Genomic DNA, 21,070 nt, shown 5'->3' with positions numbered 1-21,070 from the left:
GCCAGCGCCGCCCGACCTTGCGTAGCCGCTCGGTCACGGCTGGTCGTCGCGTGCTGTCATGGCTCCCCGTAAACAAATCGAGCGGGCCGCTCAAAAAGCCAACCCGCTCATGGCGCTTTGCTATTTCCCAATGGCTGGGCCCTGCTCCACACTCCGCATCAGGGCGTCGACCATCTGGTCGATACTGAAGCTCGCCGATCGCTGGCTCGGAGGATAATCCTTGAATGTCTGCAGGAAGGGAGCGACCCGCCAGACGCCGTATTGGATGAGATAGGCGTTCTGCGCCAGCCAGTCGTAATACTGGTCGGAGACGGTATCCGCCCGCTCGTAAGGGTCCATGCGCAGGTTGAAGACCTTCGGCGCGCGGAGGCAGGTGAACGGGTTTGCCCAGACCTGGAAGCCTCCTGGCTCTCGCTGTTCGCAAAAGACGATCTTCCAGTTGCCATAACGATAGGCAACGACCTCGCCGTCATCGTTGAAATAGTAGAAGTCCTCGCGTCCCGACTTCGGCTGCTGCCCCGTCAGGTAGGGAAGCTGGTTATAGCCGTCGAGATGGACCTTGAACTGGTTGCCGTTGATGCTGGTACCATTGACAAGCCGTTCCTTGATGTCGGCATCGCCGGCTGCTGCAAGCAGGGTCGGGAACCAGTCAAGTCCGGACATCATCTCATTCGACACGTCGCCCGCCTTGATGTGACCGGGCCAACGAACCATCGCGGGAACGCGGAACGCGCCTTCCCAGTTGGTGTCCTTCTCGCTTCGGAACGACGTCGTCGCCGCATCCGGCCATGACCATTGGTTGGGACCATTGTCCGTCGTATAGACGACGATCGTGTTGTCCGCGATTTTGAGATCGTCCAGCATCTTCAGCAGTTTGCCGACATCGCCGTCGTGCTCGATCATACCGTCGGCGTATTCGTTACCCGGCATGCCACTTTGGCCCTGCATCGAACCTCGGACATGCGTGAACGCGTGCATGCGGGTGGTGTTCATCCAGGTAAAGAAGGGCTTTCCTTCCTTGGCCTGCCGCTGAATGAAATCGATTGCCGCAGCAGTCGTTTCATCGTCGATCGTTTCCATCCGCTTGCGGTTCAGCGCACCGGTATCCTCGACCCCGCCATCGGCAAAGGAATGCAGCACGCCGCGCGGCGAATTGGCCTTCACGAATTCCTGGTCGTTCTTCGGATAGTAGGGACGCTCCGGCTCTTCCTCCGCATTCAGATGATAGAGGTTGCCGAAAAACTCGTCGAAACCGTGCTTCGTGGGCGGGAATTCGTCGCGGTCGCCAAGATGGTTCTTGCCAAACTGGCCCGTTGCATAACCAAGCGGCTTTAGCGCCTGTGCGATGGTAATGTCACGCGCCTGCAGACCGACCGTCGCTCCGGGGATGCCGACCTTGCAGAGACCCGTTCGAAGGCAGACCTGCCCGGTGATGAATGTCGAGCGACCGGCCGTGCAGCTGTTTTCGGCATAGTAGTCCGTGAACAGCGTGCCTTCCTTGGCAATGCGGTCGATATTGGGGGTCTTGTAGCCCACGACCCCCATCGAATAGGCGCCGATGTTGGTCTGGCCGATGTCGTCGCCGAAGATGACCAGGATGTTCGGTTTGGCCGTATTCTGAGCAGGTGCCGCCTGCTGCGCTTGAGCAGCCCCATAGCTGAGCGAGGTGGAGGCCAGCACTATGGCAAGCCCTGCGGCGGCGCGCCGAAGCTGCTTTGAGAGAGATCCGCTCATAGCGATCTCCGTTTTTTATGCATGTCATTCAACATTTGCGCTCTCCTTGTGGAGCAGGCCAAGTCGGCGCTGCTGAACGGTCGTCGCCTTTTTCGACGACCGCCACGGTTCCACTGAAAGCGTCACGCGGTAAGTACGTTACGGTAACAAGCGATGGCCAAAACGTAACAACGAGCAGAAATGCGTCTTGCCTACTGGGTGAGCGGTTGCGGCTTGAGGTCTCCCTGCAGCGTTTCGTCGGCAGGCCGCTTCTTTGCCTGCATCGGCTGTTCAAGCACGGTGACTGGCGCGGCGACGGCCGTGGCAGCCACGTTGCCGATGGTTGTCACCGTGCCCCCGACCACAGCGGTCAGACCCTGGCCGAGCGAGACGTTCGAATCCGTCAGCGTCTGTCCAGTGATGATGCGTTGGCCAATCAGCTGAACGATTTCAGGACTTTCTGCGAATTTGCCATGGTTCAGGCCTTCGCCCTTCACCTTGGTAAGGTCGATCGCCGTAATGCCCGCGGCCTCGAGTTTCGAGCGATAGGGCTCAATGGTCGGATCGATCGAGCCGAGACGCGAGACACGGCCGGTGATGAAGCTCGACACGGCAAGCGCCTTGTCATCCTGGGATACGAAGATCGTGAATTTCGGCGTTGGCGTTCCCATCTCGGCAAACTGCTTGGCAAAGACCTGGATATCGATATCCGGGGATGCGAGGATGACGTTGTGAATCTTGCCGTTCACATGGCCGTCGCGAATACCCATCTGCCGCAGCGCCTCCATGGTGAGCCAGGTGCCCATGGAGTGGGCGAGGATGGTGATGTCCTTGACATCCGGATCGGCCGCGAGCGTTCGCAACGCCTGCTCGAGCGCCGTGCGCGAATAGTTGGTGCTTTCCTTGTCGTATTCGTAGGCCGTGAGTTGCGCGCGTGATGGCCAAGTGAAGAGGAGCGGGGTCGCCTGCATGCCGGAATCGTGGACGATCTGGGCCAGGCGGAAGACCGAGTCCTCGTATTTGTTGTTGAAGCCATGGACGAAGACCAGCGCGTGCCCACCCTGGATATTCTGCCGGAACCAGGCGCGCCCCTGCGGAACTGTGTCGATCTCCTTGACACTGGTCACGGCAAAGTCGGTCGCTGGATTGGGCGGCAGGCGTTTCGGCCACTGGACGGTGCCGGGCGCCCGTTTTGGCGGTATCGAGACGTCGACCGCCGTCAAGTAAGGTTTCGGGCTGCGTTCGCCGGTAAACAGCGTTGCGGGGTCGCCAGACGGTTCGCGGGTTGTCGCGACCAGCATGCTGACCTGCGAGGTGTTCGGCGTTGCCGCCGTCAGTGCAATGGGCGTCATGACGCCGCTTGGATGACCACAACCGGCAAGAAGTGCGGCGACGAGCAACGGTACAAGTGTCCGAACAGTGCGGGCAGCGATCACGTTTCCGGTCCCCTCATTGAAAACGCAAGCACCTTACGGTGGCCGGGCTAAAGTGAAAGTACTTTACAGTAACCACGCAGATGTCATGCGCGATTTTCCCGAGATGCCCACGCGCCGCGATGAGTTTTGGGCGAGTGTTACCGAACCGCAACGAGCCGGAGACGGCGCTCTGCGCTGCCGATTCCCATCGGGTCTCAGCCTCCACAATGCCACTGCGGACATCTCTACTGTCTGTGAATTCGTTTCACAGATCTTTGGATCGAGTGACCGCTTATCACCAAAATCCAGTGCCTCCATATGTTCGCCAGTCAACCACGCCGGCAGACCGGCAGATCATTCGAGGCACACTATGCCAATTGCTCTCTTTGCTTTGACGATCGCGGCCTATGCGATCGGAACCACAGAATTCGTCATCGTCGGCCTGCTGCCGACTGTCGCTGCAGATCTTCTCATCAGCCTGCCGCTGGCAGGGTTGATCGTCAGCGTCTATGCGCTGGGCGTCACCTTCGGCGCACCGGTGCTGACGGCGCTGACGGGACGCATCGAAAGGAAACCACTGCTTCTCGGCCTAATGGCGCTCTTCGTCATCGGCAACGGCATGGCGGCAATCAGCCCAAGCTACGCGCCATTGCTAGTCGCGCGTGTGCTTTCGGCTTTTGCGCATGGCGTCTTCTTCTCGGTCGGTTCGACGATTGCAGCCGATCTCGTTCCCGAAAACCGCCGCGCCTCGGCAATCGCCATGATGTTCATGGGCCTGACCGTCGCCATCGTCACCGGCGTTCCGCTCGGCACGCTGATCGGTCAGATCTTCGGCTGGCGTGCGACATTTGCCGCCGTTGCCGGCCTCGGCGCGATCGCCTTCCTTGCAATTGCCGTGCTTCTGCCGTCAAGCCTGAAGAAGGCGCCGGCTGCCAGCATCGGCGATCAGATCCGCGTGCTCGGCAGCGCACGCCTGCTCATCGTCTTCGCGATGACCGCCCTCGGATACGGTGGCACGTTCGTCGCCTTTACATTCCTTGCTTCGATCCTGCAGGAGATCACCGGGTTTGCGGCGGGCACCGTCAGTCTCATCCTCGTGGTCTACGGCATCGCCATCGCCATCGGCAACGTCGCCGGCGGCCGGCTCGCCAACCGCAGCCCGGTACGCGCCTTGACCGGATTGTTCATTGCCCAGGCGATCGTGCTGGTCCTCTTCAGCTTCACAGCGCCGTCGACCTGGCTGGCCGTTCCGACGCTCGCTGCACTCGGCTTCCTCTCCTTCGCCAACGTGCCTGGCCTGCAGATCTATGTTGTGCAGCTGGCAAAGCAGGTTCGCCCCGCCGCCGTTGACGTCGCATCGGCCCTGAATATCGCGGCCTTCAACCTTGGTATTGCCGCGGGCGCATGGATCGGCGGCCTCGTGGTCGAATCCTCACTGGGGCTTGGGGCAACGCCATGGGTTGGCGCAATCCTTGTCGTGGGAGCCTTGGTTCTGACGCTCTGGAGTGGCGCTCTGGACGGTCGTCCGGCACGGGATGACGACACGGCGACCCAGCCTGCCTAACCACGGCGACGGGGATCTTCAACGGCCTGATAGCGGTGGTCGACGCGAGCCCAATCGCGTTGGCCACCGCTATTTCCGTAGGGGTCGAGTACCTGCGCCTTAACCCCCGCATAGAGGGCCGGACTTCGGGGTCTTCGCCAGGCGCTTGCGGATGTTCCTTTTCCCGGTAAGATTGTGTCGTCGTCGACCACAATTTTCTTGCCTAATGGCGGCATGCTGCGACATACTTCCGGTCGTTGATTGCCACTTGGATGCATGCCTCGAGACACCTTGCGATCTCGCGTTCTTCACGCAGTTGGGGTTCGATCAATGGTATATCTGTCGCCTCGCACGATGACGATATTTCTCAAGATATCGGTTGCAATGCTTGCCACTTGTGGGGCGTCGCTGCTGACCAGCTTGCCCGCATATGCACAAGATCCCTTTGATGATTTTCCGCTGGTGATCAGCTGTGAAAACAAGGGTACCTACCACGCCTTCTATTTGTCGAGAGTGACGAAGGACGGCACCGCGACTTACTCTGCTTCAGACCGGATTGCGGGTACTATTACCCTGGACGGCAAAGCAAAGGCCGTAGGCGGATCTGACGGGGGAACTTGCGTGGGCAAAACCCTCAAGGAACTGCGAGCGTCAGGGCAGGCACACGACGTCAAATCGTAGCCCCGTCAACGTCGAGATTTCTGGGCCATCATTGTTCAGCGGACCGGTAAATCGGCTGGAGGCTGACGGTTCCCGTCACATCAGCGGGGAATGTCATGGACGACCTGTGTTCTGGCCCATGGAACGTTTGTGTGCTCGCGCGCGGGCAAAGACGGCGCTCTGGAGTTTGTCAGTACGGCCGAGGAAGCGTTGAGGAAACCAAGGGGCAACTGGCTCCGACCCGGGCCTGCATTCGCGCGAGCGGTGGGTTGTCAGATGTCGTTCGAGGTTGGGCTCCAGCCGACGTCGCGTGAATAGCCATCGAGGAGGCCGTCAGGCAGGCGGGGCTTCATCGTTTGGGTGAAGCTTGGGCAATGACACGACGCAAAGGGGAGAGGCATGGAAGAACTGCGGACTCCTTTCAAGGTAACAGCTGGTCGCTTTCTGCGCTCGGTGCGAATTTTCATCTCGTCGGAGGTCGGCGGCGCAGCCAAGCTTCTGACGGCAAGCCTTGTAATCCTGTTCTTCGCGATCAACGCGCTGAACGTGCTCAACAGCTTCGTCGGCCGAAATTTCATGACGGCAATCGCCGACAGGCATGTTAGCGAGTTCGCCCGCCAGGCAATATTCTATCTTGCCGTGTTTGCCGGCTCCACGATCGTATCGGTGTATGCGCGCTTTAGCGAGGAACGGCTCGCACTGCTCTGGAGGGATTTCCTGACGCGCCGCGCCGTCAAGCTGTATCTGACGGATGGTGCATTCTATCGCCTCGACGTTTCGGGCGAGCTCTCGCATCCCGATCAGCGCATCTCGGAAGATATCCGCGCCTTTACCGTGACGACCCTGTCTTTCCTGCTCATGATCTTCAGTAGCGGCCTGACGATTGTTTCATTTTCTGGTGTGCTCTTGTCCATCAATCCTGTCCTCTTCGCCGTTGCCTTTCTGTATGCGGCATGTGGCTCTCTGCTCACAATTCGGCTGGGTCGATCACTCATCAAGTTGAACTACGACCAGCTCGACAAGGAGGCAAGCTTTCGCGCGGGCCTTATTCAGGCGAGGGAGAATGCCGAGCGGGTCATGCTGTCCGGCAGTGAGCCGCAAATGAAGTCCTTTCTTGGAAGCCAACTTGATGATCTGATTGCGAACTTCCGCGTTATGACTTCTGTGAACCGTGATGTCGGCTTCTTTACAACCGGCTACAATTGGCTGATCCAGATCATCCCCGCCCTCATTATCGCGCCGGCATTCTTCCGGGGAGATATCGAGTTTGGCGTGATTACCCAATCGGCGGCCGCTTTCGCGATGCTGGTGGGTGCTTTCTCGCTGATCATCAACCAATTCAAGTCGATCTCGAATTTTGCCGCCGTCGTGGCGCGACTAAGCACGCTCTTGGAAGCAATAGAGAACTCGCAGCAGCGCAACCGCTCTGAAATTCAGATCGACGACACCAGCGAGGGCCTGTCGTACGAGAAACTCACGATATTGTCAGAGCGAGACGGCTCTGCGTTGTTGCAGGAGTTGAGCATAGCCATTCCGTCTCGTGCCCGCGTCTTGGTGACATGCGCCCGCGAGGAGCAAGGGAGCGCGCTTTTCAGAGCCACCGCGGGCGTTGCTTATCCGGGTTCTGGCCGAATTCTTCGCCCCGCCGGTGAAGGGATACGCTTCCTGCCGCAGCAGCCCTATTTTCCGTCGAGTACGCTTCGACAACTCATCGCTCCGCCCGATGCGGGCACAGAAGTTAAGGCCGAGCGGATTTCGATGCTACTTGCCGAATTCGGACTCGAGCGCATTTCTAACGCAGGGGGATTTCAACAGGAAGTGGAATGGCATACGTTTTTGACGCCAAAAGAGCAGTGCCTGTTGATGTTGGCGAGCTTATCCATCGCGAAGCCGCGTGTCATTTTCCTTGAGGGGACCGAGGCTATAGTGGGTTGGGATCAGCTGTTCCAGATCATGACACGTTTTGCAGATGACGGCATCGCCTGCGTTCATATCGGGAGCGCCGCCAAAAGATCGTCCTATGACGCCATCCTGGACCTTGACGATGATGGCGCAGGGCAGTGGAAGACGCCGTATAGGCGCGCAAACGGTGGCGACGCGCAGCGCGCAGACTGAGACGACAAGAAAGTCGATAGGAGGCTGACGATGACCAATGCAGCTCTTTCAACTGACAGCTATCAGACAATGACCGCTCCACTTGGAGCAGACGAACTCCGCTTGATGGACGCCTACTGGCGCGCGTCGAACTATCTTTCGGTCGGACAGATCTATCTGCTTGACAATCCGCTCCTGAAGGAACCGCTCAAGCGGGAGCACATCAAGCCAAGGCTGCTTGGCCACTGGGGAACGTCGCCCGGCTTGAACATGCTTTATGTGCATTTGAACCGCGTGATCAAGCGCGACGACCTCAACATGATCTACGTGATCGGGCCTGGCCATGGCGGGCCGTCGCTGGTCGCACATGCCTATCTGGAAGGGACCTACAGCGAAGTCTACCCGAATATCGGCCAGGACGCCGAGGGGATGAAGGGTCTGTTCAAGCAGTTCAGCTTTCCCGGCGGCATTCCGAGCCACGTCGCTCCCGAAACGCCGGGAAGCATCCACGAAGGCGGCGAACTGGGCTATGCCTTAAGCCATGCCTATGGCGCGGCCTTTGACAATCCGGATCTGATCGTTGCCTGTGTGGTCGGCGACGGGGAGGCGGAAACCGGTCCGCTTGCGACGGGATGGCATGGCAATAAGTTTCTCAATCCTGCCCGTGACGGATGCGTGCTGCCGATCCTGCATCTCAACGGCTACAAGATCGCCAATCCATGCTTCCTCGCCCGCATCCCAGAGCACGAATTGCGGAAATTCTTCGAGGGGATGGGTTATGCGCCGCTTTTCGTGGAAGGGCACGATCCCGACAAGGTGCAGCAGCAGTTGGCGGCAGCGATGGATACAGCCGTCGCAGAGATCAAGCGGATCTGGATGGAGGCTCGCGAGAAGGGCAATCTGAAACGCCCGGCGTGGCCGATGATCGTTTTCCGCACGCCAAAGGGATGGACCTGCCCGAGCGAAATCGACGGCAAGAAATGCGAGGATTACTGGCGCTCGCACCAGGTCCCGATGGGCGACATGGACAAGCCGAAGCATATCGAAATCCTCCAGCACTGGATGCAGACCTACAAACCTGGAGAACTCTTCGATGACGACGGCAAGCTGCGCGCCGAATTCGCCGCGCTAGCCCCGGCCGGGACTCGCCGGATGAGCGACAATCCGCACGCGAACGGTGGCTTGCTGCTCCGTGACCTGAAGATGCCGGATTTCCGCGACTACGCCGTCTCAGTGCCGAGCCCGGGAGCGACGACGACCGAATCGGCCCGGGTCATGGGCAAGTTTCTGCGCGACGTCATGAAGCTGAACCTGAACAGCAAGAACTTCCGGCTGTTCAGTCCCGACGAGAACAACTCGAACCGTTGGCAGGATGTTCTCGAGGTCACCAATCGCTGCTACATGGCTGAAATCTATCCCGAGGACGATCACCTCTCGCCCGACGGACGCATCATGGAGGTTCTGAGCGAGCATCAATGCCAGGGCTGGCTGGAGGGCTACCTGCTGACGGGACGGCACGGCTTCTTCTCCTGCTACGAAGCCTTCATCCACATCATCGATTCGATGTTCAACCAGCACGCCAAATGGCTGAAGGTGTGCAACCACATCCCGTGGAGGCGGCCGGTCGCGTCGCTCAACTATTTCCTGAGCTCGCACGTCTGGCGACAAGACCACAACGGCTTCAGCCATCAGGATCCGGGTTTCATCGACCATGTCGTCAACAAGAAGGCGGAGGTGATCCGCGTCTATCTGCCGGCGGACGCCAACACGCTGCTTTCCGTCACCGACCATTGCTTGCGTAGCCGCAACTACGTGAATGTCGTCGTTGCCGGCAAGCAGCCGGCGCCGCAATGGCTGACCATGGATGAAGCGATCAAGCATTGCGCTGAGGGCCTTGGTATTTGGGAATGGGCTAGCAACGACAAGGGTAGTGAGCCCGACGTCGTGATGGCATGCTGCGGCGACGTTCCGACGCTGGAGACACTGGCTGCGGTGCAAATGCTGCGCGAACACCTGCCCGAATTGAAGGTGCGCGTGATCAACGTCGTCAATCTCATGAAGCTCCAGCCGTCAAGCGAGCACCCGCACGGGCTTTCCGACCGTGATTTCGATGCGCTCTTCACCAAGGACAAGCCGATCATCTTTGCATTCCACGGATATCCCTGGCTGATCCACCGGCTGACCTACCGGCGCACCAACCACGGTAATCTGCATGTGCGAGGATACAAGGAAGAAGGCACCACCACGACCCCCTTCGACATGGTGGTTCTGAACGAACTTGATCGCTTCCATCTTGTCGAGGACGTCATTGATCGGCTGCCGCAGCTTGGCGCCAGCGCCGCCTATCTCAAGCAGGCGCTCCACGAAAAACTGATCGAGCACCGGCAATACATTGAAAAACACGGCGATGACATGCCTGAAATCACCGGTTGGAAGTGGGGTGTCAAGGGGCCGGCAGCAAGGACGCATAGGACGTCGACGGAAGGCGACAATACCTAAGGCGCCGACCCGCAACGGTGCAGCAGGGCGGCCGTCCTGCGGCATCGATGACGCCGACCCGATACCCAAATCGCTCCTGCCGTAGTCCGGCTGGCGATCTGTGTATCGGCTACGATGGCCGACGCCAAGAATGCGAATTTCGAAGCTATTCGGATGGTGACTCATGATTGAGGTGTTGACTACGCCAAACATGGAGGCCGCGCCGAGCGACCAGGACTTTGCGCGATTGCAGTTCTCGTCGGTGCTCTACTACCTGCATTGTACGAACCCCGACAACGGGCTGGTTCGCGACAAGACGCAAGATGGCGCGCCGGCGAGCATCGCGGCCATCGGCATGGCACTCGCCACCATTCCAATCGTCGTCGAGCGCGGCGTCATCATTCGCGAGTTTGCGGCCAAGATTGCCCGGCGGCGGCTCGAATTTCTGCTGCAATGCCACCAGGGGCCGGAGCCGGATGCCTCCGGCTACAAGGGCTTCTTCTATCATTTCCTCGACATCGAGACGGGACGCCGGGTGTGGGAATGCGAGCTGTCGACGATCGACTCGGCCTTTCTGTTTGCCGGCGCGCTGACAGTCGCCACCTATTTTGATGGGGAGACGGCTGAAGAAACGAAGATCAGGCAACTTGCGATGTCACTATACCAGCGGGCGGACTGGAACTGGGCGCGTGATCACGGCGCGACGCTGACGCACGGCTGGCGACCTGAGAACGGCTTCATTCCTTACCGCTGGCGCGGTTATGACGAAGGCCTGCTTCTCTACATACTGGGGCTTGGGTCACCGACGCATCCGCTGCCGCCCGAAAGCTATGCGGCCTATACGCAAAGCTATGAGTGGAGGAACATCTTCGGGCGTGAACTGCTCTATTCAGGTCCGCTCTTTACGCATCAGCTTTCGCATATGTGGATCGATTTCCGCGACATCCGTGACAAATTCATGCAAGAGCACGACAGTGACTATTTTCAGAACAGCCGCCAGGCCACCTTCGTGCAGCAAGAATATGCGATCCGAAATCCGATGGAATTCGAGGGCTATGGCGAGCATTGTTGGGGATTTACCGCGAGCGATGGTCCTGGCTGGCGGACTCTAGAAACTGGCGGGGTGCGCCGGGAGTTCTTCGACTACACCGCGCGCGGCGCACCTTTTGGACCCGATGATGGGACGGTGGCGCCCTGGGTCGTGGTGGCTTCGCTGCCCTTCGCACCCGAGATCGTCATTCCAACCGTTCGCAATTTCGCGGGTATGAGCCTGGGGATGAGCCGGCTTTACGGGTTCAAGCCTTCCTTCAATCAGACCTTCAAGGACGCAAGCAGTCCGACAGGGTGGTGGATCAGCCCCTACCATTTCGGGATCGATCAGGGGCCGGTGGCACTGATGATCGAGAATTACCGCACCGGCTTCCTATGGAATCTGATGCGCAATTGCGAACCTATTGTCAGGGGATTGCGCCGCGCGGGCTTCACCGGCGGATGGCTGTAGCTCGGGTGCATGAGGAGCCGCGCGCAGCTTGATCTCGAGTGCGTCTGGATCAATCGATCATTCGGCGTTCGATTGCGCCTGCCAGGTTGATCAATGAGAGCCGCGAAGCTGTTCGTCCGCTAGCCAATTTCGGTTGAAGACCCTCTTCGTCCCATCCGTCGCCTCGGACGCATGCACGATATCCTCCCGCAGCCACCAGTCAATTGAGGTGCCGGGCGCCGACAGCTCTCGCTGCTCGAGGTTCGCTGTGACCAGAATTGATATCGACTGGGTCCGCGCAGATTTGACTGCTGCAGTTTCGGCAGCCGACAATGCGAACAGCGGCGCGACAATACCTGTCACGACGACGGATGCGTAGACCGGGAGTGTTTGCGAGTACGACATCACATGCATCCCACTGGAACTGCAGCAATACTACAATGTCGCAAGTCAAACTTACAGTCGACTCTCTATTTCGATATTTCGCCGAATGAAACGACTGCAGCAAGCGCAGAACGGCAATTGTTGCGGAGCCTGCAGCCTGCTCAGCTTTTCTAGAAGGAGAAGAGTACTGTAGCGCATTTGGCTAAGCTCGCGCGTGACGCAGCATTTATGCCGCGTCTTTTCATTGCCTTTGCCGGGGTACAGTCTGTGCCGGCCGTCGCAGCGACCGACACCAGGTCGGCAGTTCGCGCGAGCAAGCGCCACGGTATCAGCACCCGTCGGGAGTGGCAACACGCGCAGGCGCTCGTAGCTTTAACGCAACCACCATGCCGAATTGGGATTCCCTAAAGGGCAATATCTGCACTCGCTAATACGATGTAGAAAACATGTGGAAGAGTGGACTGCCCTCTTTCGGCAAGTCGAGGGGCAAATATGCGTGCCACGAAGCGCCATGTTCTGTCCATTTTGCTGCGTCGCAACTTGGAGCTCTCCGAATTGTCTCTCTTTTTGCTTTGACACGTCTTTCAACCAACCTTGGTCGTCTGCGTGACGGCCCCTTGAGGGAGGCATTCGAAATGAGACGGACTACGAAGTTCTTCACAGCAGCAATGGCGATCGCCGGCAGCCTGTTGGCGAGCACGGCGGCAATACATGCGCAGGAGAGCAGGAAGCCCAACATCCTGTTCATCATGGGTGACGACATCGGATGGATGCAGCCGAGCATCTATCACCAAGGTCTCGCGGTCGGTGAAACACCCAATATCGACCGCATCGGCCGGGAAGGGGCGAAGTTCATGACCTACTATGCCGAGCAGAGCTGCACGGCAGGGCGGACCGCGTTCATCACCGGCATGCAGCCGGTGCGCGTCGGCATGGTTCTGCCGGAGATTCCCGGAAGCCCGTCCTACCTGCGGGCCGGCACGCCTCACCTCGCCAAGTTCCTGTATGATCTCGGCTACTCGACAGGTGAATTCGGCAAGAACCATCTCGGAGATACCACCGAATCTCTGCCGACGGCACACGGGTTCCAGGAGTTTTGGGGCTACCTCTATCACCTCGACGCCATGCAGGGGGTGAGCTTCCCCGACATCAACAAGACCTCAACCGAGCAGGGGATCGCACCACCTTGCAGGAACACGCCGATTCCTGGGATAGCGGAAGACCCGGCGGCGGTGGACGCAAAAACCACGACCTGCCTGACACCGCCGCGTCCGATGCTTGCATGCAAATCGTCCGACGGATCCCCGGCGAACCAAAGCTGCAAGGATGAGGGCCCGCTGACGCTTGAGCGCTCCAAGACGATTGACGAAGAGATCTCAGGCAAGGTCATCGATTTCCTCGACAGGAACGACCCCGAGAAAACCAAAAAGCCGTTCTTCGTCTGGTACAACCCGGCCCGCATGCACATCACGACGGTGTTGCCCGACAAATATCTGAACATGGTCGGCGAGCCCGGCGGCAAGGACTGGGGCGTCAACGAAGCCGGCATGAAGCAGATGGACGACAACATCGGCTACGTCTTGAAAAGGCTCGAGGAGATGGGAGAACTCGACAACACCATCGTCGTCTTCACGACCGATAACGGCGCCGAGACGCTCACCTTCCCAGATGGCGGTACCACCCCGTTCAAGGGCGGAAAGCTCAGCACCTGGGAAGGCGGCATGCGTGCGCCGCTTGTGGTTCGTTGGCCGGGGCACATCGAGCCCGGTACGGTCAAGAACGACATCTTCTCGGCGCTCGACTGGCTGCCGACGTTTGTGAACATCGCAGGCGGTCCGAAGGGCGACGGGCTGAAGAAAGAGATCGAGGCGGGCAAGTATCCGGGGATCGTCAAGACCACGCTCGACGGGATCGATCAGCGCGACTTCCTGGAAGGCAAGTCTCCATCCGCCCGCGACAGTTTCTTGTACTATTCCGGCAAGGAGCCGTCGGCTGTCCGCTACAAGAACTGGAAGATGTACTTCGCCATGGTCTCCGACGATCCGGCTGGCTTCATTACCGGGGTGATGCCGTACGCCTGGACGCAGGTCGTCAACATCAAGCGCGATCCGTTCGAAACCTCGGTCGGACAACAGTTGAAGACGCTCTTCGGTACAGGCGGCGCCATCGCGTCACCGTCCACCGCCTATGTCTATGACTGGAACATCCTGCCCATCGGCCAGCAGTTGTGGCTGAAGCATCTCGAGACCTACATCGACTTCCCGCCGCTTCAGAACCCTGCAAGCTACAATCTGGAGCAGGTGATGCAGCAGGTCCGGGAGATGAAGACAGGTCACGATTGATGCGCGCAGTTGCGTAACGACGTCGGAGCGGACGCCCTTCGGGGCGTCCGCTCCATGCTTCACCTGTCAGGCCCTTGGGCCGACTGAGGGCGGGGACGATGAGCGATTTCATCCAAGCAGGTCGGGACGAACCTCGATGGCCTCCGGTGGTGGCGATACTTGCAGTGTTCGCCCTTTTGGAGGTGCTGCCGCACCACGTCTATGCCATGCCGCGATGGGTGTCATACGCGGTCCTAGGAGCAGCTATCGTTCCAATGATCATGGTAACGGTGTCGACTGACAACGCTGTGTGGCTACGAATCGAGCACGTCGCCATCATGCTGCTTGCCAGTGTCTACGCAGGCAACACGGCGGCCGAACTCGGAGATATGGTCGGGATCATCACCGTGCATCCGCCCGCCACGCGATCAGTGTCGCTGTTGACGTCGTCATTTACCATCTGGATCACCAACGTGCTCACCTTCTCGCTGCTCTATTGGCAGATCGACGCGGGTGGTCCCTCGCGCATCGCGCGTGGGATGGCGGGAAAGCCCGACTGGCTCTTTCCCCAGGCGTCGGCTCCCGAACTGGCGCCCCCAGACTGGCGACCGCTCTACCTCGATTATCTTTCCCTTGCGTTCAACACAGCGACCGCTTTCAGTCCGACGGACGTGCTGCCACTCACCCGACGTGCGAAGGGGCTGATGATGCTCGAAAGCGCCATTTCATTGCTGACGCTCGTGCTCGTGGCTGCACGTGCAGTCAATGTCATTCCGTAGCGCCTCGCCGGCGCCGCGCTCGTCCATTCGTGCCGAAAGGATCGAAGGTGCCTGTATGTCAGTGGAAGCCGATCAGCTTTCAACAATGATCAATCACGCGGTCGCGCCGGCGTTCATGCTCAATGGCGTCGCGGCGATGGTGGCGGTTTTGGTCAATCGGATTTCCGGCGTCACCGAGCGGATCAGAAACCTCCGCGAGATCGATGAGAGTGACGTCGCCCGAGCCCCGCTGAAGAAGGGAATCGGGGAGCTGAGGCGGCGTGAACGCCTCTTGAACAGCGCATTGCACCTGGCGGTGCTGGCCGGAATCGGCGTGACGCTTCTGCTCCTATTCGGATTCGTCGTCGCCTTTCTGGGATACCGTCACGAACCAGGCGCCGCCGTACTATTTGTTGCGGCACTCTGCTTCCTGGCGGCGTCGCTCGTCCGATTCCTGCAGGACATCCGGCTGTCGCAAGGTGAGCACGACGACCGTTAGTTGCGATGATCGCCGACTGCTCAAGGCGGCTCTCGCCTTCACTAGAAGTGGAAGGATACCCCTATGATCGGGCCCTGCTGGACGACGTCGAAGACAAACCCGTCGTTCTCGTAGTTGACGCCCAGGGCGCGGTATCCAGCCACCGCCGAGATGGTGTCGTTGAACTTGTAACCAAGGCCGAGGCCCACGTCCCAGTCGACGTCGGCACCGCCGCCGCCCACCAGCCCCCATCCCGTGACATAGATTTCCGGAGTGAAGAAGTAGTTTCCGCGCAGGCCGACAACGGCGTCCACCCACGTGGCACTGTCATCCCGCTCCACACCGGCCAGAAGTCCGCCGTTGAAGGAGATGTCCGTCTCGACCGACCAGACTTTCATGCCGCCGAACACGTCAAGGTGGCCATTCTGATCTTCGAGTACGGCGTAGCCCACACCGAGAAGTCCTGCAAAGGTCTCCGAGGTCACGCCGACGCTGTCGGCGAAGATGCCGCGTCGCGTCTGCGCATCGGCACCCAGCTTGACGTAAATCACGTCGCCGACGATGCTGTAGCGGTCATACCTTGCTTCTGCCGTAGCCATGAAAGCGAAGTCGAGATTGTCGAGAATGTCGCCGAAATCGGAATCGATGTGGACCTCGGGAAGCCCGAATTGCCGTACGTCCCCGGAAATTCCGGCAGCCCAGAAGTATGGCGCGACCGTGAATTCCCAGCCGCTCCGGGTCTCGACCGTCTTCGCCTCCGGCGCGAGTGGCGTCAGATCGGCGGTGTTGCCGATCGATGCGGTTGAGAGTCCTGCCAGCAAGACAATCGCATGCAAGTGAATGGCCTTCATGAGAATCCCCCGATCTCGTTGCCGTCCCAGTGCTTCCAAGTACGGACCGTGCAAGAGGAAGTGGATCCAGGCAAGCTGAAACCCCCATTTTGGGTTGATCACCAGGCGGAATAGCCGAGGCCTGTGGCCCGCGGGCCTCAGTCCTGCCTGTTTCTCCGATGTCGAGGGAAGGTCACGCCGCCTGGGCGGCGTGACGCAGATGGATGATCAATAGCAAGGCGGGAAGGGGTAGTAGCCGCATTGCTGGTTGTTGTCGTAGGAATTGTAGTAGTAGTAGGGGCGGGCTGCTGCCGCTCCAATGGCCGCGCCGGCCACCACGCCCGCTGCGACAGGAGCGCCGCGATACCAGGCCCCGTGGTAGACAGGCGCATGCCAGTAGGTGCCTCCCACACGGTTGATGTTCGTGTCGCCGATATGGACGTCGTCTCCGCGGTAGCCGCCGCGGAAATCACCTCCCGCCAAGTCTCCGCCGCGGAAACCGCCGCCGCCGAAGCTGCCGCCACCAAAGCCGCCACCGCCGAAACCCCCTCCGCCGAAACTTCCACCGAAGTGATCGATGAAGAGGGCCGCGGGTCCAGTCGCCCCGGTTAGACTTCCCTCCAGTACAGCGATGTCGAACGTCAGCGTCGTGCCGTCGAGTTTCGGAGTCTTCAGGGTGACGACGGCGTCACTCACATCTGACCCGTCGCCGCCCAGCACCGACACCGTCGCGTTCGGAGGATCGACAGCGAAATTGTCCTTGCCGTCGTCCCATTGCATGATGAACTGTTCGGTCATCACATGGCCGGCGGCGCGCACCGGCCGGTCGGCAAAGACGATCGAATTGGCGGAGATGCCGGTCAGAATGAGCTTTCCGTTCTCGATTTTGGCACCAGCCGCATTGAGGACTGCCAGTGACGGCACTGGACCTGTTGGCGTCACTTGGCCAATTGCCTTTTCGAGTGGTACGTGCGGCTTCTTCGGGGCGTCCTGGGCAAAGGCAGCGGTGGTCAGTGCGAAACCTCCCGCAAAGACCAACGTGGCGAAACGGTCGACTTTCATGGTGGTATCCTCCCAGTCGGGACGGGCGGCATGCCCGTCGCCTGTGAACGCAGTTGGGTCCGGTGTCGATTCGGCCTAGCCGAGAGGCGCACAGTCCTAGTCCTTGAAGATCTGCTTCCAGTCGTTCTTCATGTCGACGACGGTCCAGCCGGTGATCGCGGCTGCATCGAGCGCCTTGTCGAGGCGGCCGAATTCGGTGTTGCGGTCGTACGCGTATTCGCGCTCCCCATCGGTGTGATGAACAAGCATCCCGAGACGCGCCGGCGCACCGGCCATCGTCGTCCATTGAAGCATTTCGAGATCGCCGTCGGAGTTGCCGAAAGCTGCTATCGGCCGGCGGCCGATCTGCTCGTTGATCCCGACCGGCTTGCCCGCCTTGTCATCGATGAAGTTGACTTCCGGCAGACGGCGCAAGGTCGGCATGTCGTCCTGCATCTTGAACTCGGTCTTGATCGAGGAACCGATGACCTGCTCCGGCGGGACGCCGTAGACCTTCTCCGTCCATGGCCGCATGAACTCAACGCCGCCACCCGACACGATGAACGTCTTGAAGCCGTTGGCGCGCAGGTAGGAAAGCAGTTCGACCATCGGCTGGTACACGAGTTCGGTGTAGGGCCGCTTGAATTTCGGGTCGCGTGCCGTCGAAAGCCAGTCGGTGACGACCTTCTGGAAATCGTCGTTCGTCATTCCCGCGTGGGTGACCATGATGAGTTCCAAGAGGCCTTTTTCGCCCGATGCGGCAAGCGTTGTCATATCGCCTTCGAGCACCGCCTGGAACGGCTGTACATTTTTCCATTCCGGATGCTGCGGAGCGAGCGCCTTCACGCGGTCCAGGGCGAAGGCAAGCTGAGTGTACATGGGATGCTCGACCCACAGTGTGCCGTCATTGTCGAATACGGCGATCCGTTCCGGTTCGGGGACGAAGTCGGGCGACCCCTGCTGGGTCACTTTCTCGACGAAGGAGACGATTGCCGACTTCGGCGCGGTGTCGTTCCAGGACGGCAAGGGATCGCTCTGCGCGGAGGCGGACGCCGCCAGGAAAAGTGTGGCGGCGAGCGCGAGCATCACGTCGCGTGCCGTTTTGAGGAGGTCGCGGATAGCTAGCATAGGATGTACTCCCAGGTGAGCGCGCGCCCGGCGAGCTGCACTCTATCCGGCGCCGCCCAACTCTACCGAATCCGGTCCTCCGCCGATATTGCCCTTTGGGGAAATCCCATGGCAATCAATAGTGGTGTCGCAGCGGATGACATCACACCAACAAGGTGTTATCGTCGTGCAGCTTTGGGGGGTGGACCAATGGCCTTGGGCAGGGGGGCAGGTCGATTGCGATGCGCTGGCCCCTTGCTGGCGTCGCTCTTGCTGATTGCTTCGAACTGCTACGCCGTTGCCTCAGACACATCGCATGCAATTGTCGATCGGGTTCCGCGGGTTCTCATTCTCTATCCGTACGACGAGAGGCTCGCGGCAACGACCGCTGCCGGGGAGGCGCTGCGAAACCGCTTGCTGGAAGCGGAAGATGGAAAGGTCGACCTGTTTTCAGAGTTCCTCGATCTGTCGAGATTTCCGGAAGCCGATCATGTCGCACGCATGGGACGGTTCCTGGCTGCGAAGTACGCCGCGCGTCGCCCGGATGTCGTTGTCGCACTCGGCAAGGAGTCCGCCAGCTTCATATCGTCGAACCGTGCAAGCATCGCTCCTGATGCAAGAATTATCGCGGCAGGCTTCGGCAACTCCACCGCGGAGAGCATCGATCTACCGGGTGACGTGATCGGCGCGTTTACCACATTCGAGATTTTGAAGACGGCCGAAATGGCCCGCAAACTGCAGCCCAATGCCCGCCACCTCTATATCATCGGTGGATCGTCGGACTTCGACCGGGGATGGTTGGCGACGGCGCGTGCCGATCTCGACGAGTTCTCCAGGTCGTACGAAACGACGTATCTCGAAGATCTGACGATTGACGAATTCATCGAACGTGCATCTGATGTCCCCGCCGACAGCATCATCCTGGCGTTGACGATCTTTAAGGATCGAGCAGGGCGAAACTTCATCCCGCGAGAAGCGATCAGGCAGATCGCGGCAACCGCCAGTGCCCCCGTCTACGGCCCCTATCAGACCTACATCGACTACGGCGTCGTCGGCGGCAACACCGTTACCTTTGATACTCTGGGCCGGACCGTCGGAAATCTTGTCGCCGATGTCATAGCGGGTCGGCCGGTCTCCAATATCCAAGCACCCCAGACAAACATCGTAGATGCGCGACAGCTCCGGCGTTGGGGGCTTGCGGAAGGGAACCTGCCTCCAGGCACAGTCCAGTTGCATAAAGAGAAAAGCCTGTGGAAAGAACACTGGCTGGCGGCAACAGGGGCGCTTGGCGTCGTTTTGCTGCAGGCAGGCGTCATCGCAGCATTGCTGCTCGAGCGACGCCGTCGCCAGGATGCGGAGAGCAGGTCTCGCCTTCACCTGCTCGAAGCGGTTCATCTCAACCAGTCCGCAACGGCTGGCGCCTTGTCTTCGTCGATCGCCCACGAACTGAACCAGCCCCTGTCGGCAATTCGAAACAATGCCGAGGCGGCCTCCCAGCTCCTTCGCAGTGGCAACCCCGATCCGGAGCTGATCCAGCAGATCCTTCTCGACATACAGGAGGACGATCAGCGTGCGGGCGACATTATTGGTCGGATGAGAGGATTGCTCAAGAAGAGACGCGAGATCGATTGGCAGGAGTTCGACCTGAACGACGTCACGTCGAGCGCGATCCACATCATTCACGGCGAGGCCGAGCGCAGGGGCATTACGCTCAATACGAATCAGCCGACGACCGAGCTGCCGGTACGGGCAGACAAGGTTCATGTGCAGCAGGTCGTCCTCAATCTTGCGACCAATGCGATGGACGCCATGATGGACGCCGGTTCTCCCAGGAAAGTCCTGACGTTTGCAACAGGACTTGAGAAGGAGAAGGCAGAGCTCCGTGTGGCTGACACGGGCGACGGAATACCCGAAGAACGTTTGTCCAGCATCTTCGAGCCGTTCTACACCACCAAGCAGGCGGGGACTGGCCTGGGTCTTTCCATAGCGCGCGCCATTGTCGAAACCTATGGCGGCACGATCTCTGCTGATAACCGGCCTGAAGGCGGCGCCATCTTTCGCGTGGCCCTGCCTCTGGCCCGACGAGAGGAGAGAGGTCAATGAAACCGGTCGTCCATATCGTCGACGACGACGAATCCTACCGAACGGCGACGGCACGGCTGCTCTCAGCGTATGGTCTAAAGGTCGAAGCCTATGAATCCGGAGATCAGTTCCTCGCCCGCCTTCCAGGCTGCGAGCCGGGCTGCGTTCTCCTTGACCTGCTGATGCCGGGCCAGTCTGGCCTGCAAATACAGCGCCAGTTGTGCGAGCTGGCGCCATTGTTGCCGATCATATTCCTGACCGGCGAAGGGGACATAAAGGCCGGCGTCGACGCGATGAAGGCGGGCGCACAGGACTTCCTGGAGAAGCCGAGTTCGGTGGCGGTTCTGATGGAAACGATCGAGCGCGCGTTGGCTCAGTATGAAAGGCATCGTGCCGAGCACGAGCGTCTGCAACAACTGAGAACCTTGGTCGCGAGCTTGAGTGCGCGCGAAGCGCAAGTCTACGCGCTGATCATCCGCGGCCAGCTTAACAAGCAGATCGCATTTGCCCTTGGGATATCGGAGCGGACGGTAAAGGTGCACCGTCATCAGGTCATGGAAAAGCTCGGAGCACGCTCGCTGGCGGAGGTTGTATCGATCGCTGCCGACATCGGTCGGACTGCGGCCCCGGAGTGATCGGACGACCTTCCCCTTAGGGCAATATCAAGGAACCGCCGACACGCCTAC

Annotated in this window: 16 protein-coding genes; 10 read left to right on the top strand and 6 right to left on the bottom strand. The window is 59.8% G+C overall.

Features of this window, described 5'->3' with window-relative positions:
- Positions 1-120: 120 nt before the first annotated feature.
- A complete protein-coding gene (locus tag ACSQ9D_RS13245; RefSeq protein ID WP_436282607.1) occupies positions 121-1,734 on the bottom strand; it encodes an arylsulfatase in 1,614 nt (537 codons plus the stop codon).
- Positions 1,735-1,925: 191 nt separating this feature from the next.
- On the bottom strand, positions 1,926-3,065 hold the full coding sequence (locus ACSQ9D_RS13240) for an alpha/beta hydrolase (protein ID WP_436283832.1): 1,140 nt from the start codon (positions 3,063-3,065) through the stop codon (positions 1,926-1,928).
- Positions 3,066-3,498: 433 nt separating this feature from the next.
- Here ACSQ9D_RS13240 and ACSQ9D_RS13235 point away from each other — a divergent pair, with 433 nt between their 5' ends.
- From ACSQ9D_RS13235 to ACSQ9D_RS13215, 5 genes are all read left to right on the top strand, one after another.
- Complete coding sequence (locus tag ACSQ9D_RS13235; RefSeq protein ID WP_436282606.1) at positions 3,499-4,692, top strand: MFS transporter; 1,194 nt, start codon at positions 3,499-3,501, stop codon at positions 4,690-4,692.
- Between the two features lie 309 nt (positions 4,693-5,001).
- A complete protein-coding gene (locus ACSQ9D_RS13230) occupies positions 5,002-5,352 on the top strand; it encodes a hypothetical protein (RefSeq protein ID WP_436282605.1) in 351 nt (116 codons plus the stop codon).
- Between the two features lie 378 nt (positions 5,353-5,730).
- Positions 5,731-7,446, top strand: a complete 1,716-nt coding sequence (locus tag ACSQ9D_RS13225) for an ABC transporter ATP-binding protein/permease (RefSeq protein ID WP_436282604.1) — start codon at positions 5,731-5,733, stop codon at positions 7,444-7,446.
- 30 nt (positions 7,447-7,476) lie between these two features.
- The gene (locus tag ACSQ9D_RS13220) at positions 7,477-9,924 is read left to right on the top strand and encodes a phosphoketolase family protein (protein ID WP_436282603.1); all 2,448 of its coding nucleotides are present in this window, start codon (positions 7,477-7,479) and stop codon (positions 9,922-9,924) included.
- A 163-nt stretch (positions 9,925-10,087) separates the two neighbouring features.
- Positions 10,088-11,404, top strand: coding sequence for a glucoamylase family protein (locus ACSQ9D_RS13215; RefSeq protein WP_436282602.1), 1,317 nt, complete (start codon positions 10,088-10,090; stop codon positions 11,402-11,404).
- A 90-nt stretch (positions 11,405-11,494) separates the two neighbouring features.
- On the opposite strand, the gene ACSQ9D_RS13210 is transcribed toward ACSQ9D_RS13215, so the two are convergent.
- Positions 11,495-11,788, bottom strand: a complete 294-nt coding sequence (locus ACSQ9D_RS13210) for a hypothetical protein (RefSeq protein ID WP_436282601.1) — start codon at positions 11,786-11,788, stop codon at positions 11,495-11,497.
- Positions 11,789-12,435: 647 nt separating this feature from the next.
- Here ACSQ9D_RS13210 and ACSQ9D_RS13205 point away from each other — a divergent pair.
- The 3 genes from ACSQ9D_RS13205 (at position 12,436) to ACSQ9D_RS13195 (ending at position 15,345) form a co-directional block, all read left to right on the top strand.
- Positions 12,436-14,109 (top strand): arylsulfatase, encoded by a 1,674-nt coding sequence (locus ACSQ9D_RS13205; RefSeq protein ID WP_436283831.1) that lies wholly within the window; start codon positions 12,436-12,438, stop codon positions 14,107-14,109.
- A 98-nt stretch (positions 14,110-14,207) separates the two neighbouring features.
- Positions 14,208-14,867, top strand: coding sequence for a hypothetical protein (locus tag ACSQ9D_RS13200; RefSeq protein ID WP_436282600.1), 660 nt, complete (start codon positions 14,208-14,210; stop codon positions 14,865-14,867).
- A gap of 55 nt (positions 14,868-14,922) precedes the next feature.
- Positions 14,923-15,345 carry a DUF2721 domain-containing protein gene (locus ACSQ9D_RS13195; RefSeq protein WP_436282599.1) on the top strand — a complete coding sequence of 141 codons (423 nt, stop codon included), beginning with the start codon at positions 14,923-14,925 and terminating at the stop codon, positions 15,343-15,345.
- Between the two features lie 41 nt (positions 15,346-15,386).
- Here ACSQ9D_RS13195 and ACSQ9D_RS13190 read toward each other — a convergent pair whose 3' ends face one another.
- From ACSQ9D_RS13190 to ACSQ9D_RS13180, 3 genes are all read right to left on the bottom strand, one after another.
- A complete protein-coding gene (locus ACSQ9D_RS13190) occupies positions 15,387-16,175 on the bottom strand; it encodes a hypothetical protein (protein ID WP_436282598.1) in 789 nt (262 codons plus the stop codon).
- Positions 16,176-16,382: 207 nt separating this feature from the next.
- Positions 16,383-17,216 (bottom strand): hypothetical protein, encoded by an 834-nt coding sequence (locus ACSQ9D_RS13185; RefSeq protein ID WP_436282597.1) that lies wholly within the window; start codon positions 17,214-17,216, stop codon positions 16,383-16,385.
- Between the two features lie 96 nt (positions 17,217-17,312).
- On the bottom strand, positions 17,313-18,323 hold the full coding sequence (locus ACSQ9D_RS13180) for an HAD family hydrolase (RefSeq protein WP_436282596.1): 1,011 nt from the start codon (positions 18,321-18,323) through the stop codon (positions 17,313-17,315).
- A 189-nt stretch (positions 18,324-18,512) separates the two neighbouring features.
- Here ACSQ9D_RS13180 and ACSQ9D_RS13175 point away from each other — a divergent pair, with 189 nt between their 5' ends.
- Positions 18,513-20,405 carry a sensor histidine kinase gene (locus tag ACSQ9D_RS13175; protein ID WP_436282595.1) on the top strand — a complete coding sequence of 631 codons (1,893 nt, stop codon included), beginning with the start codon at positions 18,513-18,515 and terminating at the stop codon, positions 20,403-20,405.
- A complete protein-coding gene (locus tag ACSQ9D_RS13170) occupies positions 20,402-21,019 on the top strand; it encodes a response regulator transcription factor (RefSeq protein WP_436282594.1) in 618 nt (205 codons plus the stop codon). The genes ACSQ9D_RS13175 and ACSQ9D_RS13170 overlap by 4 nt, the downstream gene beginning before the upstream one ends.
- The last annotated feature ends 51 nt before the right edge of the window (positions 21,020-21,070 follow it).

It is taken from the genome of Rhizobium sp. LjRoot258, assembly GCF_964254185.1.
In the GTDB taxonomy this organism is placed as follows: domain Bacteria; phylum Pseudomonadota; class Alphaproteobacteria; order Rhizobiales; family Rhizobiaceae; genus Rhizobium.
This window is presented reverse-complemented; position numbering and strand designations above follow the sequence as displayed.